A 16,470-nucleotide genomic window follows, 5' to 3' on the forward strand; every position below is an offset into this window, starting at 1 on the left:
GGGAAAGATAAGAGGGATGCATGTGATTACGGGGAAAACAAAACTACTGGGCGTGATCGGTGCGCCGATTGCCCACAGTCTGTCGCCGATCATACAGAATGCGGCACTGCATGAGTCCGAATTGGACTATGTTTATACGGCATTTCCCGTGCACCGCGAGGCACTCGCCTCGGCGGTATGCGGACTGCGCGACGCGGGCATAGCGGGGTTCAACGTCACGATTCCGTTCAAGACAGAAATTATGCCGCTCCTCGATGCGCTGAGCGAGGATGCGCAGCGCATTCGCGCGGTCAATACCGTCGTTATCGCAGCGGACGGGAAGATGACGGGGCACAATACGGATGTAACAGGCTTTATGGCAGGCTTTGCCGCGTGTGGGATTGGGCTTGCGGGAAAACGCACTGTCCTCATCGGCGCGGGCGGTGCAGCACGTGCCGCCCTCTGGGGACTCCTGCGCAGCGGCGTATCCTCTGTGTGCATCGGTGTGCGGAATCTCGCAAAAGGCAAGGCGCTCTGCACCGACTTTGCGGAAGACGGCACACTTGCCGTGTACTGCTTTGACGACCCGCACTTTCGGGATGTGCTTTGTACGGCAGACATTGTCGTGCAGACCACGCCGATCGGCATGAGCCCGCAGACGGATGCAATGCCGCCTGTGGATCCTGCGGCAATCAGCCCGTCTGCCGCCGTCTACGATCTCATCTATACCCCCGCCGAGACTGCATTTCTCCGTGCGGCGGCGGCGCATGGCTGCACGACGATCAACGGTGAGACCATGCTCGTCATGCAGGGCGCGGAGGCATTCTATCTCTGGACGGGCGTCCGACCGAACACCGACCTCATGCAGCGCGTTCTGCGCGAGGAACTTGCACGGAGGGAAGGTGCATGAAGCTCTTCTGTCGTTGCAGAGGACTGTTTGCAGCTTTTTCGGTCACTGCCGCTGACGGTACGAGTCGGCATGCGGTCGGATGTCAGCGGTATTTCAACATTCTCTTGATTTAATGCAATTCTCATACTATACTAAGTAAGCAATTTACGCGCTATGTTTTTCAAACCGCCGTACCTGTGGCATACGCTATGGTACGGCGGTCTGACTGTGGCATGCAGTTACGGGGGAGCAGGCGGAAACGCCGCTCCCTGCCCGCAGAGATACTCTGCACTGCAAAGGAAAAACGGCAGAATGGCTGCTCTTTTTGTGTGCAAATTCTCGGATTTCCGGGGATTTTTTGTTGTATAAAAGAAAAGCTGCGGTACGGGGATATACCTCGTACCGCAGTCTTTTTGCATTTGTACTGATCTATACCATCCCTTTTTCCCAGTCGCGGATGATGTCAAAGTCGAGCTTGTCCGCCGTGCTCTCGAGGAGGGTGATCTCCTCGGCGGTGAGTGTGATCTCCGTCGCGCGCAGTGCATCGGTAACGTGATGTTCCTTGGTCACGCCGATGATGGGAACCGTACCCTTGCCGATCGCCCATGCGATGGAGATCTGGGCGATGTTCGCCTTGTACTTGTCTGCGAGCAGTTTGAGCGAGAGGTTCAGTGTGTCGATCTTGTCCATGATCGGGTTGTAGACTGCTGCGCGCGCCGCGTCCGCCGGCATCGGATACAACGTGCTGTAGTGTCCCGTGAGCGCGCCCTGTTCGAGCACCATGTAGGAGAAAAAGGGGATATCCTTCTTGCGGCAGTAGTCAAGGATGCCAGCCTCCTCGGAGAAGCGGTTGATCAGGCTGAAGTGGTTCTGTACCGCGCCGAGTTTCAGTCCATGATGTTGAAGGACTGCATCGGCCTCCTCGATCTGTCCTATGTTGTGGTTCGATACGCCGATGATGGGCGCATGTTCCACGTTCTCGAAGAATGCGGCAAGGCGCTCGATCCACTGTGGTGCCTCGATTGCGTTGTGCACCCAGTAGATGTCGATGCTGTCTGTACCGAGCAGCTTTTTCTGCACGGCCCACATATCCGCGACAGGATTGGCGAATGACTCATCCATGCACTGCGGTGTGAGCTTATCCGAGAGGAGGAAGGAGTCGCGTGCATACCCTTTGAGAAATGCGCCGAGTGTCTTCTCCGCTGTGCCGATCCCGTATGCATAAGCCGTGTCCCAGAGGGTCAGCCCATGCTGCATAGCGGAATCAAAGACGGGGCGCAGCTGATCCTCCGTGTATGCCGTGCCGAACGTGCCGTCGTTGCCCCATGCCCATGTGCCGAGTGCGATCTTTGGCAGTTTTGTCATTGTGAGTCCTCCCATTCCCATTGTGCTGCATTCTTTCTCTGTGTTGTTCTATCGATAGTATACCATAAGTTGTCGGTGTTCGGCAAAACGATGGAGCATTATATCCATGGGCGGATGGCGCAAAACGCACAGAATTTTTCGTGCCGTTGTGGTATTCTATATGAAAAGACAGTAAGGAGAGATGAGTTTGAAACAAATTGCGTTCCGGCAGATGCTTATCGCCTATGCTCCTGATTCCATACAGGCGCAGGGTGATCGAAAGCTGGCGGAGGACATTGATCGGAACGAACCATTCAGCGTCGTCGAGGAGCTGGAGGACAGAGTGGAGCAGTATGGGGATTGAGGTAAAGCGCGCCGGTGTGCGGCGTGCCCAGTGCAGCTGCAGTATGCCTGCCGTCTGGTGGGCGCTGTCGTACGCGCGCGGCGCGTTGGTGATCTTTCACAGTCCGCGTTCCTGTGCTCATGTCGTGCGCGAAAAGGATGTCGGGACGTTTCATCGCATGGTCGGGGCGGAGACGTATGCGCCGCCGTCGCCCGTGCCGCTTCTCACGAGCGGAATCGGCGAGAACGATGCGGTGTTCGGTGCGGTGGAGCGCCTGCGCGCGTGCGTGCGTTATGCTGCAGAGAAATATCATCCGCGTGCGGTCTTTATCGGCGGATCGTGCGTGAGCGGCATTATCGGAGATGATACGCGTGCAGCGGCGGAGGGGATGGAGGCGGAGCTCGGTCTGCCCATCATCGCCATTCCGACGGGCGGCTTTTTGGATGATGTGTCCTTCGATGGCTACCTGTCCGTTGGCCGTGTGCTGGTGGAACGCTTTATGCAGCCGCCCAAGGAGACGCGCAGGGGGACGGTCGTGTTCTTCGGTGACTACGGCGGGCTCTACAGTGCCTATGTGCAGGAGCTGAAGCGGCTGCTCGAAGGGATCGGGCTGCATCTTGCGGGGCAGTTCCCAACCTACATGCCGCTCGATGAGATGCAGGCGGTGCCGGAGGCAGAGCTGCTCGTTGTGCTCGGGAGTGCGATGTCGGATGAGAAACAGGAAATGCTGATTTCCTTTGCACAGGAGATCCATGCGCGTTTTGGCACGCCGTACTTTGCCGATGCGTTTGCGGGCGGTGCGGAGGAGACTGCGCATTGGCTGCGCGCCATCGCGGCATGCTGTGGGCGTACGGCAGCGGCAGAGAAGGTCATAGAGCGCGAGAAAAAGGCATTTGATCGCGTGCTCGTCCGTGCGCGGGAGATGCTCAACGGGCGGCGCACCGTGCTCGTCGTCGGGCGGGAACTGCACTGGCTGCAGCCAGAGATCCTCCTGCGGCTGATCGAAAAGGCAGGAGTGCGTCTCGCGGGCATCATCCTCCTCGATCTTTTTACTGCCGAACAGCGGACGGGGGTAGAGGACGGGCTGCGCCAATGCACCGACGCGCCGATTCTCGACGCAGACGATCCATCAGGCGAGGAGCTGCTGCATGCCGTGGATTTTGCCTTTACGACACATGAACTCGTGGATGTGCAGCTGCGTCAGATTCTGCTCGGCAAGCTGCCCACGGTCGGCTGGGCGATGGAGCGCCAGCTGATTGAGGATATGGAGCACGTACTCTATCGGCATATTGAGAGGGGAGGGCTGATCTATGGATGAGGGCAATCTCAGTTTTGACGATATGTCCATGTGGATGGAGAGCTGCGCGCTGACGGGGGCGGCGGCGTTCTTTGCCGGTATGAAGGGCTGTGCGGTCATCGTCAATGGGCCGCTCTGGTGCTATCTCTTTACACAGCGGCATATCGAACAGACGCAGAGCGATATCTCGCATCGAATGCAATGCACACAGCTCGATAACGATGCGATTGTGTTCGGTGCAGAGGCGTATCTGCGCGAGGCGCTTCAGCCGTATATTGCGCATCCGCCTGCGCTGCTTGCTGTCATCAGCGGCAGTTCGGCGAGCCTAATCGGTGACGATGTCGGCGCGATTGTACGTGCCGCAGGGGTGACCTGTCCCATTGTTTCCCTTGACAGCGGCGGACTGATCGGGAGCTTTGCGGATGGATGGCGGCGCGCTTCCTGTGCGGCGCTTGAGGTGCTGCTTCGGGCGACGGAGCCATCCGTGCGCCGGGGCGTCAACCTCATCGGCATGACCTCCTCCTACTACAACGGGGAGAACGATGCACGGGAACTCGTGTGCCTCTTGACGAGGGCAGGCTATGAAGTCCGCCATGTATTCGGCTGCGGCATGCGCCCCGAGGATGTCGATTCTCTCGCTCAGGCGGAGCTGAACATCGTCGTGCATGACGAGCTCGGATTGGCGGCGGCAGAGTACCTCGAGGAACGCTGCGGTATGCCCTATATTGCTCCGCTGCCTCCCTACGGACGAGCAGGAACGCGGCGATGGCTGGAGGAGATCTGTGCCGTACTGCCGCCTCCGCAGATGGCGGCGGCGATGGCGGAGATCCATGCGGCGGAGCGCAGGGATTTCCTGCGGATTAACGATCTCAAGAATACGTGGGGAGAGCTGTGCTTTGATACAGTGCTCATTCGTGCGCCGCGTACGACGGCGTGGGGGATGGCGCAGGCACTGCGTACAGAGTGGGCGGATGTACGCCACCTTGCTGTTGCAGCAGTATTACGAGCAGATGAGGCTGGTGCAGCAATCGCCGATGAGCTGCTGGCGGAGACGGATACGGCGCGGGCGCAGGAACTCCTTGCGGCGATGGAGCACGGGCTGCTCATGGGCAGCAGCAGCGAGTCCGTGTACGCCGACCCTCGCCGAATGCTCTATCTGCCCGTCGCCTATCCTGTTGTGGATCGCCTGCTGCTCTCCGATCTTCCCTTTATGGGGCTGCGCGGCGCACGCTGTATGGAGGACGCGCTTTGGAACGGGAGCGTCCTGCGGCGTGAACTGTCTGTCCGCGCATGGAAGAACCAATGACGATACCGCGCTAGTCAGGAGAGCATTATGACGGAATCCATTGTGACACCAAAGGAGAATCCGCTTGCCATTGCGCCCGTGGGCGGATTGATTCGAAAGTTTGCCCTGCCCGCCATCGTCAGTATGCTCGTCAATACGATTTACAACATCACGGATCAGATCTTCATCGGGCATACGGTCGGCATCTTGGGAAATGCCGCGACGAATACCGCCTTTCCCATCGTGATTCTCTCCACGGGACTGGCGCAGCTCGTGGGCATCGGGACGGCGGCAAATTTCAACCTCTTTATGGGGGAAAAGGCGCAGGACGCTGCACGCAGCTACGTCGGCACGGGGCTCGTCATGTCCGCCGTGCTCGGTATCCTGCTCGGCGGTCTTATTTTCATCTTCCAGACACCTGTGCTCCTGCTCTGCGGAGCGACGGAGAACGTTCTGCCGTATGCACAGCGTTACCTCGGAATTACGGCATGCGGACTGCCGTTTCTCCTCTTTTTCACGGCGAACAGTATGCTCATCCGCGCGGATGGCGCGCCGTCCTATGCGATGCGGTGTATGGTCAGCGGAGCCGTTCTGAACATTTTGCTGGATGCACTCTTCATGCTCGGATTCGGCTGGGGGATGGAGGGAGCGGCGCTCGCTACCGTCATGGCACAGATCGTCTCATTCCTCGTATGTATTCGTTATTTCTCCCGCTTTCAGGCGTTTCCCATCGTGCGCTCCATGCTGCGTGTGCGGGGGCATGAGATGCTCCGTATCGTCAAACTGGGTCTGTCGAATTTTTTGAATCAGATCATTATGATGACCATCGGCATTACACTCAACAACATTCTCACACACTATGGCGCAGCGAGTGTCTACGGTGCGGATATTCCGCTCGCTGTGGCAGGGATTGTCACGAAGCTCAACAGTGTGCTGATCGCCTTTACCGTTGGCCTTGCACAGGGGTGTCAGCCGATCTTCAGCTTTAATATGGGGGCAGGGAACTACGGGCGCATCAAGGAGACCTATCGCAAGGGACTGGTTTTTGCGCTGCTCCTGAGCATGGCAATCTTTCTGGTCTTTCAGCTTTTTCCACGGCAAATCACCGCCATCTTCGGCGGTGGATCGGAGCTCTATTTTGACTTTGCCGAAAAATATCTGCGCATCTATTTGATGATGGTCTGCATCAGCGGCGTTCAGCCGCTCACCGTCAACTACTTCACGGCGATCGGCAGCGTGCGAACGGGGCTCATACTCTCCCTCTCGCGGCAGGGTCTCTTCCTCCTGCCGCTGCTCATCCTCCTGCCGCGCATCTTTGGGCTGGACGGCGCGCTGTACGCGGGGCCCATCGCCGAGATCCTCGCCTTCATCCTCGCTATGTCAACGATGTACCGGCATTGGCAGCAGCTGACACGCATGGAGCGGGGGGAAGTGCTGGAACAGAGATAAAAGTATCGTATGCAATTACTGTGTTTTGGGGATTGCGTTTACAATCTAAGAACACAATGCCCCCCGCGATTTTTCCATTGCTTTTTTTGTCATGACCTCGTATAATGATAAAAAAGAAAGTGAGTGCTGATGCACTCTTCTCTATATTGCCTTTTAAGAGGTCCTGTGAGGCCTTAAGGGAGTTTTCAATGAAATATTCGACGCGGTCATTCGAGTTTATTTTGGATGCAAAGCTTTCTTATGCCTTTCTTTCGGCGTGAGAAGGCTTTTTTGTTGAAAGGGGATGCACATGGGACAGGAGTTATCGCTCAAAGGACGGGATGTGCTCGGTCTGGAGAATTTTTCCGCCGAGGAGATCCGTCTGGTTCTCAGTACGGCACGAGAAATGAAGAATATCGTCGGGCGTGACATCAAGAAGGTGCCTGCGCTGCGCGGCAAGGCGATAGTGACGCTTTTTTACGAGCCGAGCACGCGGACGCGGACGTCATTTGAACTGGCGGGAAAGTATCTGGGCGCCGATGTGGTGAACATCACGGCGAGCGCATCGAGCATCGTGAAGGGGGAGAGCCTGCGCGACACGCTTTATACGATCGAGGCGATGGGCGTGGATGCCATTGTCATGCGGCATAAAGCTGAGGGTGCGGCTGCCTACGCCGCCAAGGCGGTCTCTCCCGTCATCATCAATGCGGGGGACGGCGCACATGCGCATCCCTCACAGGGGCTGCTCAACCTCTATACGATTGAGGAAAACAAGGGGAAACTCGCAGGGCTGAAGGTTGCCATTCTCGGTGATGTTCTGCACAGCCGCGTGGCGCGTTCTGACATTCAGGGCATGCGAAAGATGGGGATGGATGTCCATATCGCGGGACCGCGCACACTTCTCCCGCGCTTTCTGTGTGAGGAGGAGGGCGTCACGATCCATGACCGCGTGGAGGATGCTCTTGAGGGGGCTGACGTAGTAGAGGTGCTACGCATACAGCTCGAGCGCATGAAGGGCGGGCTGTTCCCGTCGACGCGTGAGTACGCGCGTATCTACGGGCTCAGTGAGGAGCGGCTCGCACTGGCGAAGGAGGATGCTCTCGTGCTGCATCCCGGCCCGATGAATAAGGGATGGGAGATCTCCGAGTCCGTCGCCTACGGCGTACAGTCGCGGATCCAGGAGGAGGTCAAAAACGGGGTCGCCGTGCGGATGGCGCTCTTTACACTGGTACTGATGGGAGGGAAGGCCTGAATGCGTGCGTTGCTGCTGAAAGGGGGACGGGTGATTGATCCCGCCTCCAAACGAAATGAAGTTGCCGATGTCCTCGTCGAGGACGGTGTGATCCGCGCCGTTGGCGCAAATCTTACTGCCGATGGCGCAGAGATTTACGATGCTGCGGGAAAGGTAGTTGTGCCCGGTCTGATCGATATGCACACGCATTTCCGCGAGCCGGGTCAGGAGGCAAAGGAGGATTTTGCCTCCGGCTCACGTGCCGCAGCGGCAGGGGGATATACGACGATTGCGACGATGCCGAACACGCGCCCTGTCGTCGATACGGCGGCACTGGTGACGAGTCTGCAAAAACGCGCCGAAGAGGCGGCGGTCATGCACATCCGCATCATCGGTGCCGTGACGAAGAATCAGGAGGGCAAGGAGCTGGCAGAGCTCGGCGATATGGTTGAGGCAGGGGCGGTCGCCTTCTCAGACGATGGTCATTTCGACCCGTCGGCAAAGGTTCTTCTCAGTGCATACGACTATCTTGCGCCGTTTGATAAGGCAATCATCAATCATGAGGAGGATACCTCCCTCGTAGAGGAGGGGGCAATGAATGAGGGGCATCGCAGTGCGATGCTCGGCATCAAGGGGCGTCCGATTGTCGCCGAGGATATTGCCGTCGCGCGCGATATCATGCTCGCCGAGTACGCGGGTGCGCATGTTCACGTCGCGCACATCAGCTCGGCGCGTGCCGTCCAACTGGTACGCGAGGCGAAGGCGCGCGGTGTGCACGTGACGACAGAGGTCACCCCGCATCATCTCACGATGACGGAGGACTGCGTTGATCCAACGGACAGCTCGACAAAGGTCAATCCGCCGCTGCGGACGGAAAAAGACACAGCGGCCATGCTGGCGGGTCTGCTCGATGGGACGATTGATATGGTCGTAACGGATCACTCGCCGCACGCACGTGAGGAGAAGGATCGCGAGTACATCTATGCGCCGAGCGGCTTCCCGGGGCTTGAGACGGCACTCGGCGTGCTCATGACGGAGCTGGTCCACACGGGGAGGCTCCCGCTCGAGACGCTAATCGAGCGCATGACCTATGCGCCTGCGCGCATCTTTCATCTCGATGCGGGGACGCTGCGCGAGGGGGCACCGGCGGATGTGACGGTCATTGATCCGAACTGCGTATGGACGGTGAACGAGAAAAAGTTCTACACGCGGGGAAGTCACTCGCCGTTTGTCGGACGGGAACTTCGAGGAAAGGCTGTGCTGACGGTCGTGGACGGGAATATTGTAATGAAGGACGGAGTCATAACAATATGAGAGGAAAACTGATTTTGGAGGACGGTTCGTCCTATGCGGGAGAGCTTCTGGACGGCAGCTCAAAGACGGTGGGGGAGGTTGTCTTTACGACGACCATGACGGGGTATCAGGAAAGTCTGACCGACCCGTCGTTCTGCGGACAGATTCTCACGATGACCTACCCGCTGATTGGGAACTATGGTACGGCAGAGAAATTTATGCAGTCCCACCGCCCCTTTGTGCGCGGCTTTGTCATCGGTGAGCTCTGCGATGCACCGAATAATTGGCAGTCTGAGAAGAGCTTGATTGACTTTCTCACGCAGAGCAAGGTTTCGTGCCTTTATAACGTAGACACGCGAGCGGTGACGCGACATATCCGCGCTGCGGGCTCGATGAAGGGCGTGATCGTCCCCGACGGCACGGACCCGGATGAGATCGCTGCACTGCAGGCGGAGGAGCTGCCGCGCGATCTCGTGGCGATGGTCACAACGCCCGAAGTCTATGTCATGGAGACGGATCAGGAGGACGCGCCGCATATTGCCGCGCTGGACTTCGGTGTCAAGCGCAGCATTTTGGAAAATATCAACCGCCTTGGTGCGAAGATCACGGTACTGCCTGCGTATACGAGTGCCGAGGAGGTGCTTGCGCTGAATCCCGACGGCATCTTTCTGTCCAACGGACCGGGAGACCCGCAGGATGTGCCTGAGATCGTCGCGGAAATTCAGAAGATGGCGGGAAAGAAGCCAATCTTCGGCATCTGCCTCGGGCATCAGCTGCTCGCGCTCGCCTTTGGCGCAAAGACCTATAAGATGAAGTTCGGTCATCGCGGCGGCAATCAGCCCGTCAAGAATCTGCGGATGAACCGCGTGCATATCTCGGCGCAGAATCACGGCTATGCAGTTGACCCCGCCTCGCTTGAGGGGACGCCGCTCGTCATTACGCATACGAACGTCAACGATGATACCGTCGAGGGACTGCGGCACACGTCGCTGCCAATCTTCTCGGTGCAGTATCATCCCGAGGCCGCGCCGGGACCCGACGATAATATGTATCTCTTCGATGAGTTCTGGGCACTGATGAAGGGGGAGTGAGAGGATGCCACGTAAGGAAAATCTCAATAAAGTCATGGTGATCGGCTCCGGCCCCATCATCATCGGACAGGCCGCAGAGTTTGACTATGCCGGCTCACAGGCCTGCCGTGCATTGAAGGAAGACGGGCTGGAGGTCGTCCTCGTCAACAGCAATCCCGCCACCATCATGACGGACACCAATATCGCCGACCGTGTTTACATCGAGCCGCTGACGGTGGAGTTTCTGACGGAGATTATTGCCAAGGAAAAGCCGGATGGCCTTCTCGCCACGCTCGGCGGACAGGCGGGGCTGAACCTTGCCGTTCAGCTTGCGGAGAAGGGCATCCTGGCGGAGTACGGCGTGGAGCTTCTCGGTACGTCTCTTGATGCCATCGAGAAGGCGGAGGATCGTGAGCGTTTTAAGGAGACAATGGAGAAACTCGGGGAGCCAATCCCCGAGAGCCTGATTGTCGAGGATGTCCACGCAGCTGTGGATTTTGCCAACACGATCGGCTACCCTGTCATCGTTCGCCCTGCCTATACCATGGGAGGTACGGGCGGCGGCATTGCTGAGAATGAGGAAGAACTCATCGCCATCGTCATCAAGGGGCTGAACTACTCCATGATCGGGCAGGTGCTCATCGAGCGCAGTGTCGCGGGATGGAAGGAGATCGAGTTCGAAGTCATCCGTGACGGGAACGACAACTGCATTACCGTCTGCAGTATGGAGAATTTTGACCCTGTCGGTGTCCATACGGGAGACAGTATCGTTGTTGCGCCCGCGCAGACCCTGACCGACCACGAGTATCAGATGCTGCGCAGTGCCAGTCTGCGGATCATCCGCGAGCTCGGCATTGAGGGCGGCTGCAACGCACAGTACGCGCTCGATACGAAGAGCGATCAGTACTACGTCATCGAGGTGAACCCGCGCGTCAGCCGTTCCTCGGCACTCGCGTCGAAGGCAACGGGCTACCCGATTGCCAAGGTGTCGTCGAAGATCGCCATCGGCTATACGCTGGATGAGATCGTCAACTCGGTAACGAAGAAGACGAAGGCGTGCTTTGAGCCTGCCATTGACTACTGCGTGGTGAAGTTCCCGCGCTGGCCGTTCGATAAGTTCGTCTATGCGGACCATACGCTCGGCACGCAGATGAAGGCGACGGGCGAGGTCATGTCCATTGACCGCAGTTTTGAGGGCGCCATTCTCAAGGCGGCTCGTTCCCTCGAGATCGGCGTGAACCGTCTCTATCTGGAACGTTTTGCCGACTGGGATGATGAACGTCTGGAAAAACAGCTTGCCCTCATCAACGATGAGCGCATCTTTGTCATGGCGGAGGTGCTGCGCCGCGGCAAGCTGTCCGTGGACGACATCTCGCGCATCACAAAGGTGGACAAGTGGTTCATCCATAAGCTGAAGCATATCGCCGATGTTGAGCGTCAGCTCGCGGAGGAGCCACTCACACCGGAACTTCTCGCTGCGGCAAAGTGGGTCGGTCTTGCCGATGTTTCCATTGCCGAGATCACCCATAAGACGCGCGATGAGATCCGCACGATGCGCCGCAGCAACAATATTCTGCCGTGCTATAAGATGGTGGATACCTGTGCCGCTGAGTTCGAGGCGATGACGCCGTACTACTACTCCACCTTCCGCGGGACGGAGGACGAGGTCGCCGTATCGAACAAGAAAAAGGTGATTGTGCTCGGCTCGGGGCCGATCCGCATTGGTCAGGGTGTGGAGTTTGACTATTGCTCGGTGCATTCCGTGTGGGCGCTGCGCGAGATGGGCATCGAAGCCATCATCATCAACAACAATCCGGAGACGGTCAGTACGGACTTCGACATCTCCGACCGTCTCTACTTCGAGCCGCTGACGGTGGAGGATGTGCTGAACATTGCCGACAAGGAGAAACCGGACGGCATCATTGTCCAGTTCGGCGGACAGACGGCCATCAACCTCGCGGCTGAACTTGAACGCGCCGGCCTGCATGTCTATGGCACGTCCGTTGACGATATTGACCGCTCCGAGGATCGTGAGCGATTCGAAGAGGTGCTGACAGAGACGGAGATTTCACGTCCTGAAGGCATCAGCGTGACGAATCTCGACGATGCTGTCACAGGTGCTGCGCGCATCGGCTATCCCGTCATGGTTCGCCCCTCCTATGTCCTCGGCGGCCGTGCGATGGAGATCGTCTACAATGAGGATGAGCTGCGCGACTATATGAGCCGTGCCGTCAAGGTGACGCCGGATCATCCCGTGCTCGTGGATCGCTATATGCAGGGCACCGAGGTCGAGGTTGATGCCATTTCCGATGGTGTGGATGTTGTGATTCCGGGCATCATGGAGCACATCGAGCGCGCCGGCGTCCACTCGGGCGACAGTATCGCGGTCTATCCGCCGCAGACGCTGTCTGCACGCGTGATCTACACGATCATCGACTATACGAAGCGTCTTGCCGTTGCCCTGCATGTCAAAGGGCTGCTCAACATTCAATTCGTCGTGGCGCATGACGAGGTGTTCATCATCGAAGTGAATCCGCGTTCGAGCCGTACCGTTCCATTCCTTTCGAAGATCACGAACGTCAATATGGTTCACGTTGCGACGCAGGTTGCGATGGGGCATACGCTGAAGAAACTTGGCTTCCACTCGGGGCTCGTTCCGCCGCGTCCCTACGTCGCTGTCAAAGCCCCCGTATTCTCCTTTGCCAAGATGACGGATGTCGATATCTCGCTTGGCCCTGAGATGAAGTCCACGGGTGAGGTCATGGGCATTGACTATCACTATGCCCGTGCGCTCTACAAGGCGATTGTCGGGTCGGGGCTCAATGTGCCGACCAAGGGGTGCCTGCTCTTTACGGTGGCGGATAAAGATAAGGACGAGCTCAAGCAGCTTGCAAAGGCGTTCTCTGAGTTCGATTTTGAGATCGCGGCGACGGAGGGGACGGCGAAAGTCATCGCGTCGCTCGGCATTGACGTTGAGATCGTCGGCAAGGTGCATGAGCGCAGCACGGACATCATCGAGATGATCAAGAGCGGGCGCATCAGCATGGTCATCAACACGTTAACGCAGGGGAAGCACTCGGCACGCGACGGCTTTAAGATTCGCCGCGCGACGGTCGAGCATGGGATTGCATGCCTCACCTCGCTCGATACGGCTTGGGAGGTGCTCCGCGTCCTCGAGTTTATGCAGAAGCGGCGCCTCGTCTATGCGCTTGCACTGCAGGACTATGTCGGCGGAGGGGATGATCTTGCCTAAGGTATGTGAGGATGCCCGCGTTCTGCATCAGCGGAGTCCGATGGCGGGGGTCTATGATCTGACGCTTTCTGCTCCGACGATTGCCCGCAGTGTGCGGCCGGGTCAGTTCGTTGAGGTCGCTGTTCCGCATGGCGGAGCACTCCTGCGGCGTCCGCTCGGCATCGCGGAGACCTCTGCGGAGGAAGGGGAGATTCGCCTCATCTATCGCGTTATTGGGCGTGGGACAGAGCTCCTCGCTGCGGCGGACGCGGGAGAGACGATCTCTGTACTCGGCCCTCTGGGGCATGGCTTTAACGTCACGTATCGACATCCTCTGCTTGTCGGCGGAGGGATGGGGCTGACGCCCCTTCTCTTTTTCGCGGCGGCGCATGGCAGCTCCTCTGTGTTGATGGGCGGACGGACGAAGGCAGAGCTCTTCTGGGAGGAGCTCTTCCGCCCCTATGTTCGCGCCGTTCACGCGACGACGGATGACGGTTCATACGGGACGGAGGGCTTTGTGACAACGCTTCTGCCGGAGCTTTTGCAGGAGGGGGACTATGATGCTGTCGCCGTCTGCGGCCCGCCGATCATGATGGAGCGCGTCGCTCAGATGGCGGCGTCCTTTGGGCTGCCCTGTGAGGTGTCGTTGGAGCGCCGCATGGCGTGCGGCCTCGGGGCGTGTCTTTCCTGTGCCGTGGATACGCGCAGCGGACGCCGCAAGGTCTGTAAGGACGGCCCCGTGTTCTCTGCCGAGGAGGTGTACGGAAATGTCTCATAGCGCTGCGACGCGGTATGACGTGCTGCTCTGCACCAATGTCGCAGGCATTGCGATGCGGACGCCTGTGCTTGCGGCGTCCGGGACATTCGGCTTCGGCGAAGAGTTCGCGGACTTTGTCGATCTCGCGCGTCTCGGTGGCGTGATGGTCAAGGGGACGACGCTCCTCCCGCGACGTGGAAATGATGGGGTACGGATTGCGGAGACGCCGCAGGGGATGCTCAACTGCATCGGCCTCGAGAACCCCGGGGCAGACGTATTCCTCCATGAAACACTGCCGCGCATCGCAGACTATGGCATGAACGTCATTGTCAATATCTCAGGCAGCTCCGTGGAGGACTATGCGGCACTCGCCGCACGGCTAAATGTCACGGGTGTCGCGGCGCTCGAAGTCAACATCTCCTGTCCGAACGTCAGGGAGGGCGGGATTGTCTTTGGCACGGATCCGCGTGCGGCGGCAGAGGTCGTGCGTGCGGTCTGCGCGGAGAGCACGCATCCCGTCATCGCCAAGCTGTCTCCGAACGTGACCAGCATCACGGAGATGGCTCTCGCTGTAGAAGATGCGGGGGCGGATGCCATATCGCTCATCAATACGCTCATCGGGATGCAGATTGATATACACCGCTGGCAGCCTGTTCTCGGCAATCGGACGGGCGGACTTTCCGGCCCTGCCGTGAAGCCGGTTGCCGTGCGCATGGTGTGGGAGGTGGCTCATGCTGTCCGTGTTCCCGTGATCGGTATGGGCGGGATTGCCTCGTGGCAGGATGCGGTGGAGTTCTTTCTCGCGGGAGCGTCTGCCGTCGCTGTCGGCACGGCGAACTTTGCTGATCCCGAGATTACGATGAAAATCTGTGACGGTCTTGGACAGTATCTGCACGATAAACAGCTATCGAATATACAGGAAATTGTCGGAAAAGCATGGTAATCGATGTATTTTTCCAATAATTTTTAGAGAAATTTGATCCAAAATCGTCGCTTTGTTCCTATGAAATCGTTTCTTTCCGCATCCTACAAGGCGTTGGGGCGTTTTTGACACCTCTCCCCCAGATGTGGTATAATCTCCCCGTTGGTATGAGAGACCAAGACAATCGCGTCTGCGTTTCAGCAGATGAGGAAAGTCCGAGCTCCATAGGGCAGTGTGCTGGATAACGTCCAGCGAGGGTGACCTCAGGGACAGTGCCATAGAAATTTAAACCGCCGACATTGTCGGTAAGGGTGGAAAGGTGCGGTAAGAGCGCACCAGCGGTCGGGTGACCGGCCGGCTTCGGTAAACCCCACATGGAGCAAGACCAAATAGGGAAGGATTTCCGGCGGCCCGTCGGCCTTCCGGGTAGTGTCGCTTGAGATGCCTGGCAACAGGTGTCCCAGATAAATGATTGTCACCGCCTTTTTGGGGGCGGAACAGAACTCGGCTTATTGGTTTCTCGTAGCCAATGTAATTGTGCACTTGTGGAAGGAAGTGTTTGCTTGCGAAAGAAAATCAAGATTCTTGCGTTATCCGCTATGCTTCTCTGCTCCGCATCAATCGCGAGCGCAGAGTCATTCCAGATCGGTGATCAGGGAACGGATGTTGCCGAGATTCAAGGTCAGCTTTCTAATTATGGTTATGATGTTGCCGCTGATGGTGATTTCGGCCCGGCAACGGCGGAGGCAGTCAAGGAGTTCCAAGCAGCACACGGCCTTGCTGTGGATGGTCTTGTGGGACCGTCAACCTATGAGGCTCTTCTCGGAAAGGCGATGCCGCAGGTTAGCCGCGGCTCGAACTATTTCGTGCGCCGCATTGTTTCGGACTCCATGCAGTACCTCGGTGTGCCGTATTCGTTCGGCGGAACGACACCGGCAGGGTTCGACTGCTCCGGCTTTGTCCGCTACGTCTTTGCCAATGCAGGGATCTATCTCCCGCGTACGGCAGATGCGCAGTATGAGGTCGGCTATCCAGTCTCGTCAGCAGAGATGGTTCCCGGCGATCTCGTCTTTTTCTCCACGTATGACTATGGTCCGTCGCACGTCGGCATCTACCTCGGTGATGGCAACTTCATCAATGCCTCGTCGAGCCGTGGAGTCGCAATTGATAACCTGTACGGCGGCTATTGGGGCGCATGCTATATCGGTGCACGTCGCGTGATGTGATGATGCAGAATCTGAGAGGGGCTCAGCCCCTCTTTTTTGATAGGAGCGGTTCGGATGGCGGATATTTTCTTACTTCTGCTTATCTTTCTGATGGTCTACTATGTCTTTGGCGATGAGCTGTTTCCACGATAATAATATAGAAGATAGTTGCATTCTTTCCTAAATTTAGGTAAG

13 protein-coding genes, 1 other RNA gene and 1 riboswitch are annotated in these 16,470 nt (G+C 57.9%); of the genes, 13 read left to right on the top strand and 1 reads right to left on the bottom strand.

Translation table 11 applies throughout. The features are described 5' to 3' along the window. Positions 1 to 16 precede the first annotated feature (16 nt). Positions 17 to 889 carry a shikimate dehydrogenase gene (locus ADJ74_RS08835; protein ID WP_050343583.1) on the top strand — a complete coding sequence of 291 codons (873 nt, stop codon included), beginning with the start codon at positions 17 to 19 and terminating at the stop codon, positions 887 to 889. A 146-nt stretch (positions 890 to 1,035) separates the two neighbouring features. Next, positions 1,036 to 1,186, top strand: a riboswitch (molybdenum cofactor riboswitch). Positions 1,187 to 1,297: 111 nt separating this feature from the next. Here the strand turns inward: ADJ74_RS08835 and ADJ74_RS08840 are convergent. Then, positions 1,298 to 2,233 carry an aldo/keto reductase gene (locus ADJ74_RS08840; protein WP_253271690.1) on the bottom strand — a complete coding sequence of 312 codons (936 nt, stop codon included), beginning with the start codon at positions 2,231 to 2,233 and terminating at the stop codon, positions 1,298 to 1,300. A gap of 187 nt (positions 2,234 to 2,420) precedes the next feature. Between ADJ74_RS08840 and ADJ74_RS11300 the strand changes: the two genes are divergently transcribed. The 12 genes from ADJ74_RS11300 (at position 2,421) to ADJ74_RS08890 (ending at position 16,296) form a co-directional block, all read left to right on the top strand. Continuing rightward, positions 2,421 to 2,576: a hypothetical protein gene (locus tag ADJ74_RS11300; protein WP_157040604.1), complete on the top strand. Its 156-nt coding sequence runs from the start codon at positions 2,421 to 2,423 to the stop codon at positions 2,574 to 2,576. Continuing rightward, positions 2,566 to 3,873 carry a nitrogenase component 1 gene (locus ADJ74_RS08845; RefSeq protein WP_050343588.1) on the top strand — a complete coding sequence of 436 codons (1,308 nt, stop codon included), beginning with the start codon at positions 2,566 to 2,568 and terminating at the stop codon, positions 3,871 to 3,873. Before ADJ74_RS11300 ends, ADJ74_RS08845 begins: the two co-directional genes overlap by 11 nt. After that, the gene (locus tag ADJ74_RS08850; protein ID WP_050343590.1) at positions 3,866 to 5,158 is read left to right on the top strand and encodes a nitrogenase component 1; all 1,293 of its coding nucleotides are present in this window, start codon (positions 3,866 to 3,868) and stop codon (positions 5,156 to 5,158) included. The genes ADJ74_RS08845 and ADJ74_RS08850 overlap by 8 nt, the downstream gene beginning before the upstream one ends. 27 nt (positions 5,159 to 5,185) lie before the next feature. After that, positions 5,186 to 6,586 (top strand): MATE family efflux transporter, encoded by a 1,401-nt coding sequence (locus tag ADJ74_RS08855; RefSeq protein ID WP_050343592.1) that lies wholly within the window; start codon positions 5,186 to 5,188, stop codon positions 6,584 to 6,586. 283 nt (positions 6,587 to 6,869) lie between these two features. Continuing rightward, positions 6,870 to 7,817 (top strand): aspartate carbamoyltransferase catalytic subunit, encoded by a 948-nt coding sequence (locus ADJ74_RS08860; protein WP_050343595.1) that lies wholly within the window; start codon positions 6,870 to 6,872, stop codon positions 7,815 to 7,817. Next, entirely contained in the window at positions 7,818 to 9,110 is a 1,293-nt protein-coding gene (locus tag ADJ74_RS08865) for a dihydroorotase (RefSeq protein ID WP_050343596.1), read from the top strand. Continuing rightward, a complete protein-coding gene (gene carA, locus ADJ74_RS08870) occupies positions 9,107 to 10,180 on the top strand; it encodes a glutamine-hydrolyzing carbamoyl-phosphate synthase small subunit (protein ID WP_050343598.1) in 1,074 nt (357 codons plus the stop codon). The genes ADJ74_RS08865 and carA overlap by 4 nt, the downstream gene beginning before the upstream one ends. Before the next feature lie 4 nt (positions 10,181 to 10,184). After that, the gene (gene carB / locus ADJ74_RS08875) at positions 10,185 to 13,412 is read left to right on the top strand and encodes a carbamoyl-phosphate synthase large subunit (RefSeq protein ID WP_050343600.1); all 3,228 of its coding nucleotides are present in this window, start codon (positions 10,185 to 10,187) and stop codon (positions 13,410 to 13,412) included. Beyond that, positions 13,384 to 14,169 (top strand): dihydroorotate dehydrogenase electron transfer subunit, encoded by a 786-nt coding sequence (locus ADJ74_RS08880; protein WP_050344269.1) that lies wholly within the window; start codon positions 13,384 to 13,386, stop codon positions 14,167 to 14,169. The genes carB and ADJ74_RS08880 overlap by 29 nt, the downstream gene beginning before the upstream one ends. Then, positions 14,159 to 15,091: a dihydroorotate dehydrogenase gene (locus ADJ74_RS08885; RefSeq protein ID WP_009442566.1), complete on the top strand. Its 933-nt coding sequence runs from the start codon at positions 14,159 to 14,161 to the stop codon at positions 15,089 to 15,091. The genes ADJ74_RS08880 and ADJ74_RS08885 overlap by 11 nt, the downstream gene beginning before the upstream one ends. Positions 15,092 to 15,238: 147 nt before the next feature. Further along, positions 15,239 to 15,597, top strand: an RNA gene (gene rnpB / locus ADJ74_RS10645) — RNase P RNA component class A. Positions 15,598 to 15,633: 36 nt separating this feature from the next. Beyond that, on the top strand, positions 15,634 to 16,296 hold the full coding sequence (locus ADJ74_RS08890; protein WP_009442565.1) for a C40 family peptidase: 663 nt from the start codon (positions 15,634 to 15,636) through the stop codon (positions 16,294 to 16,296). Positions 16,297 to 16,470: the final 174 nt, after the last annotated feature.

Origin of the sequence: Selenomonas sp. oral taxon 478, assembly GCF_001189555.1 — a bacterium.
In the GTDB taxonomy this organism is placed as follows: Bacteria; Bacillota; Negativicutes; order Selenomonadales; family Selenomonadaceae; genus Centipeda; species Centipeda felix.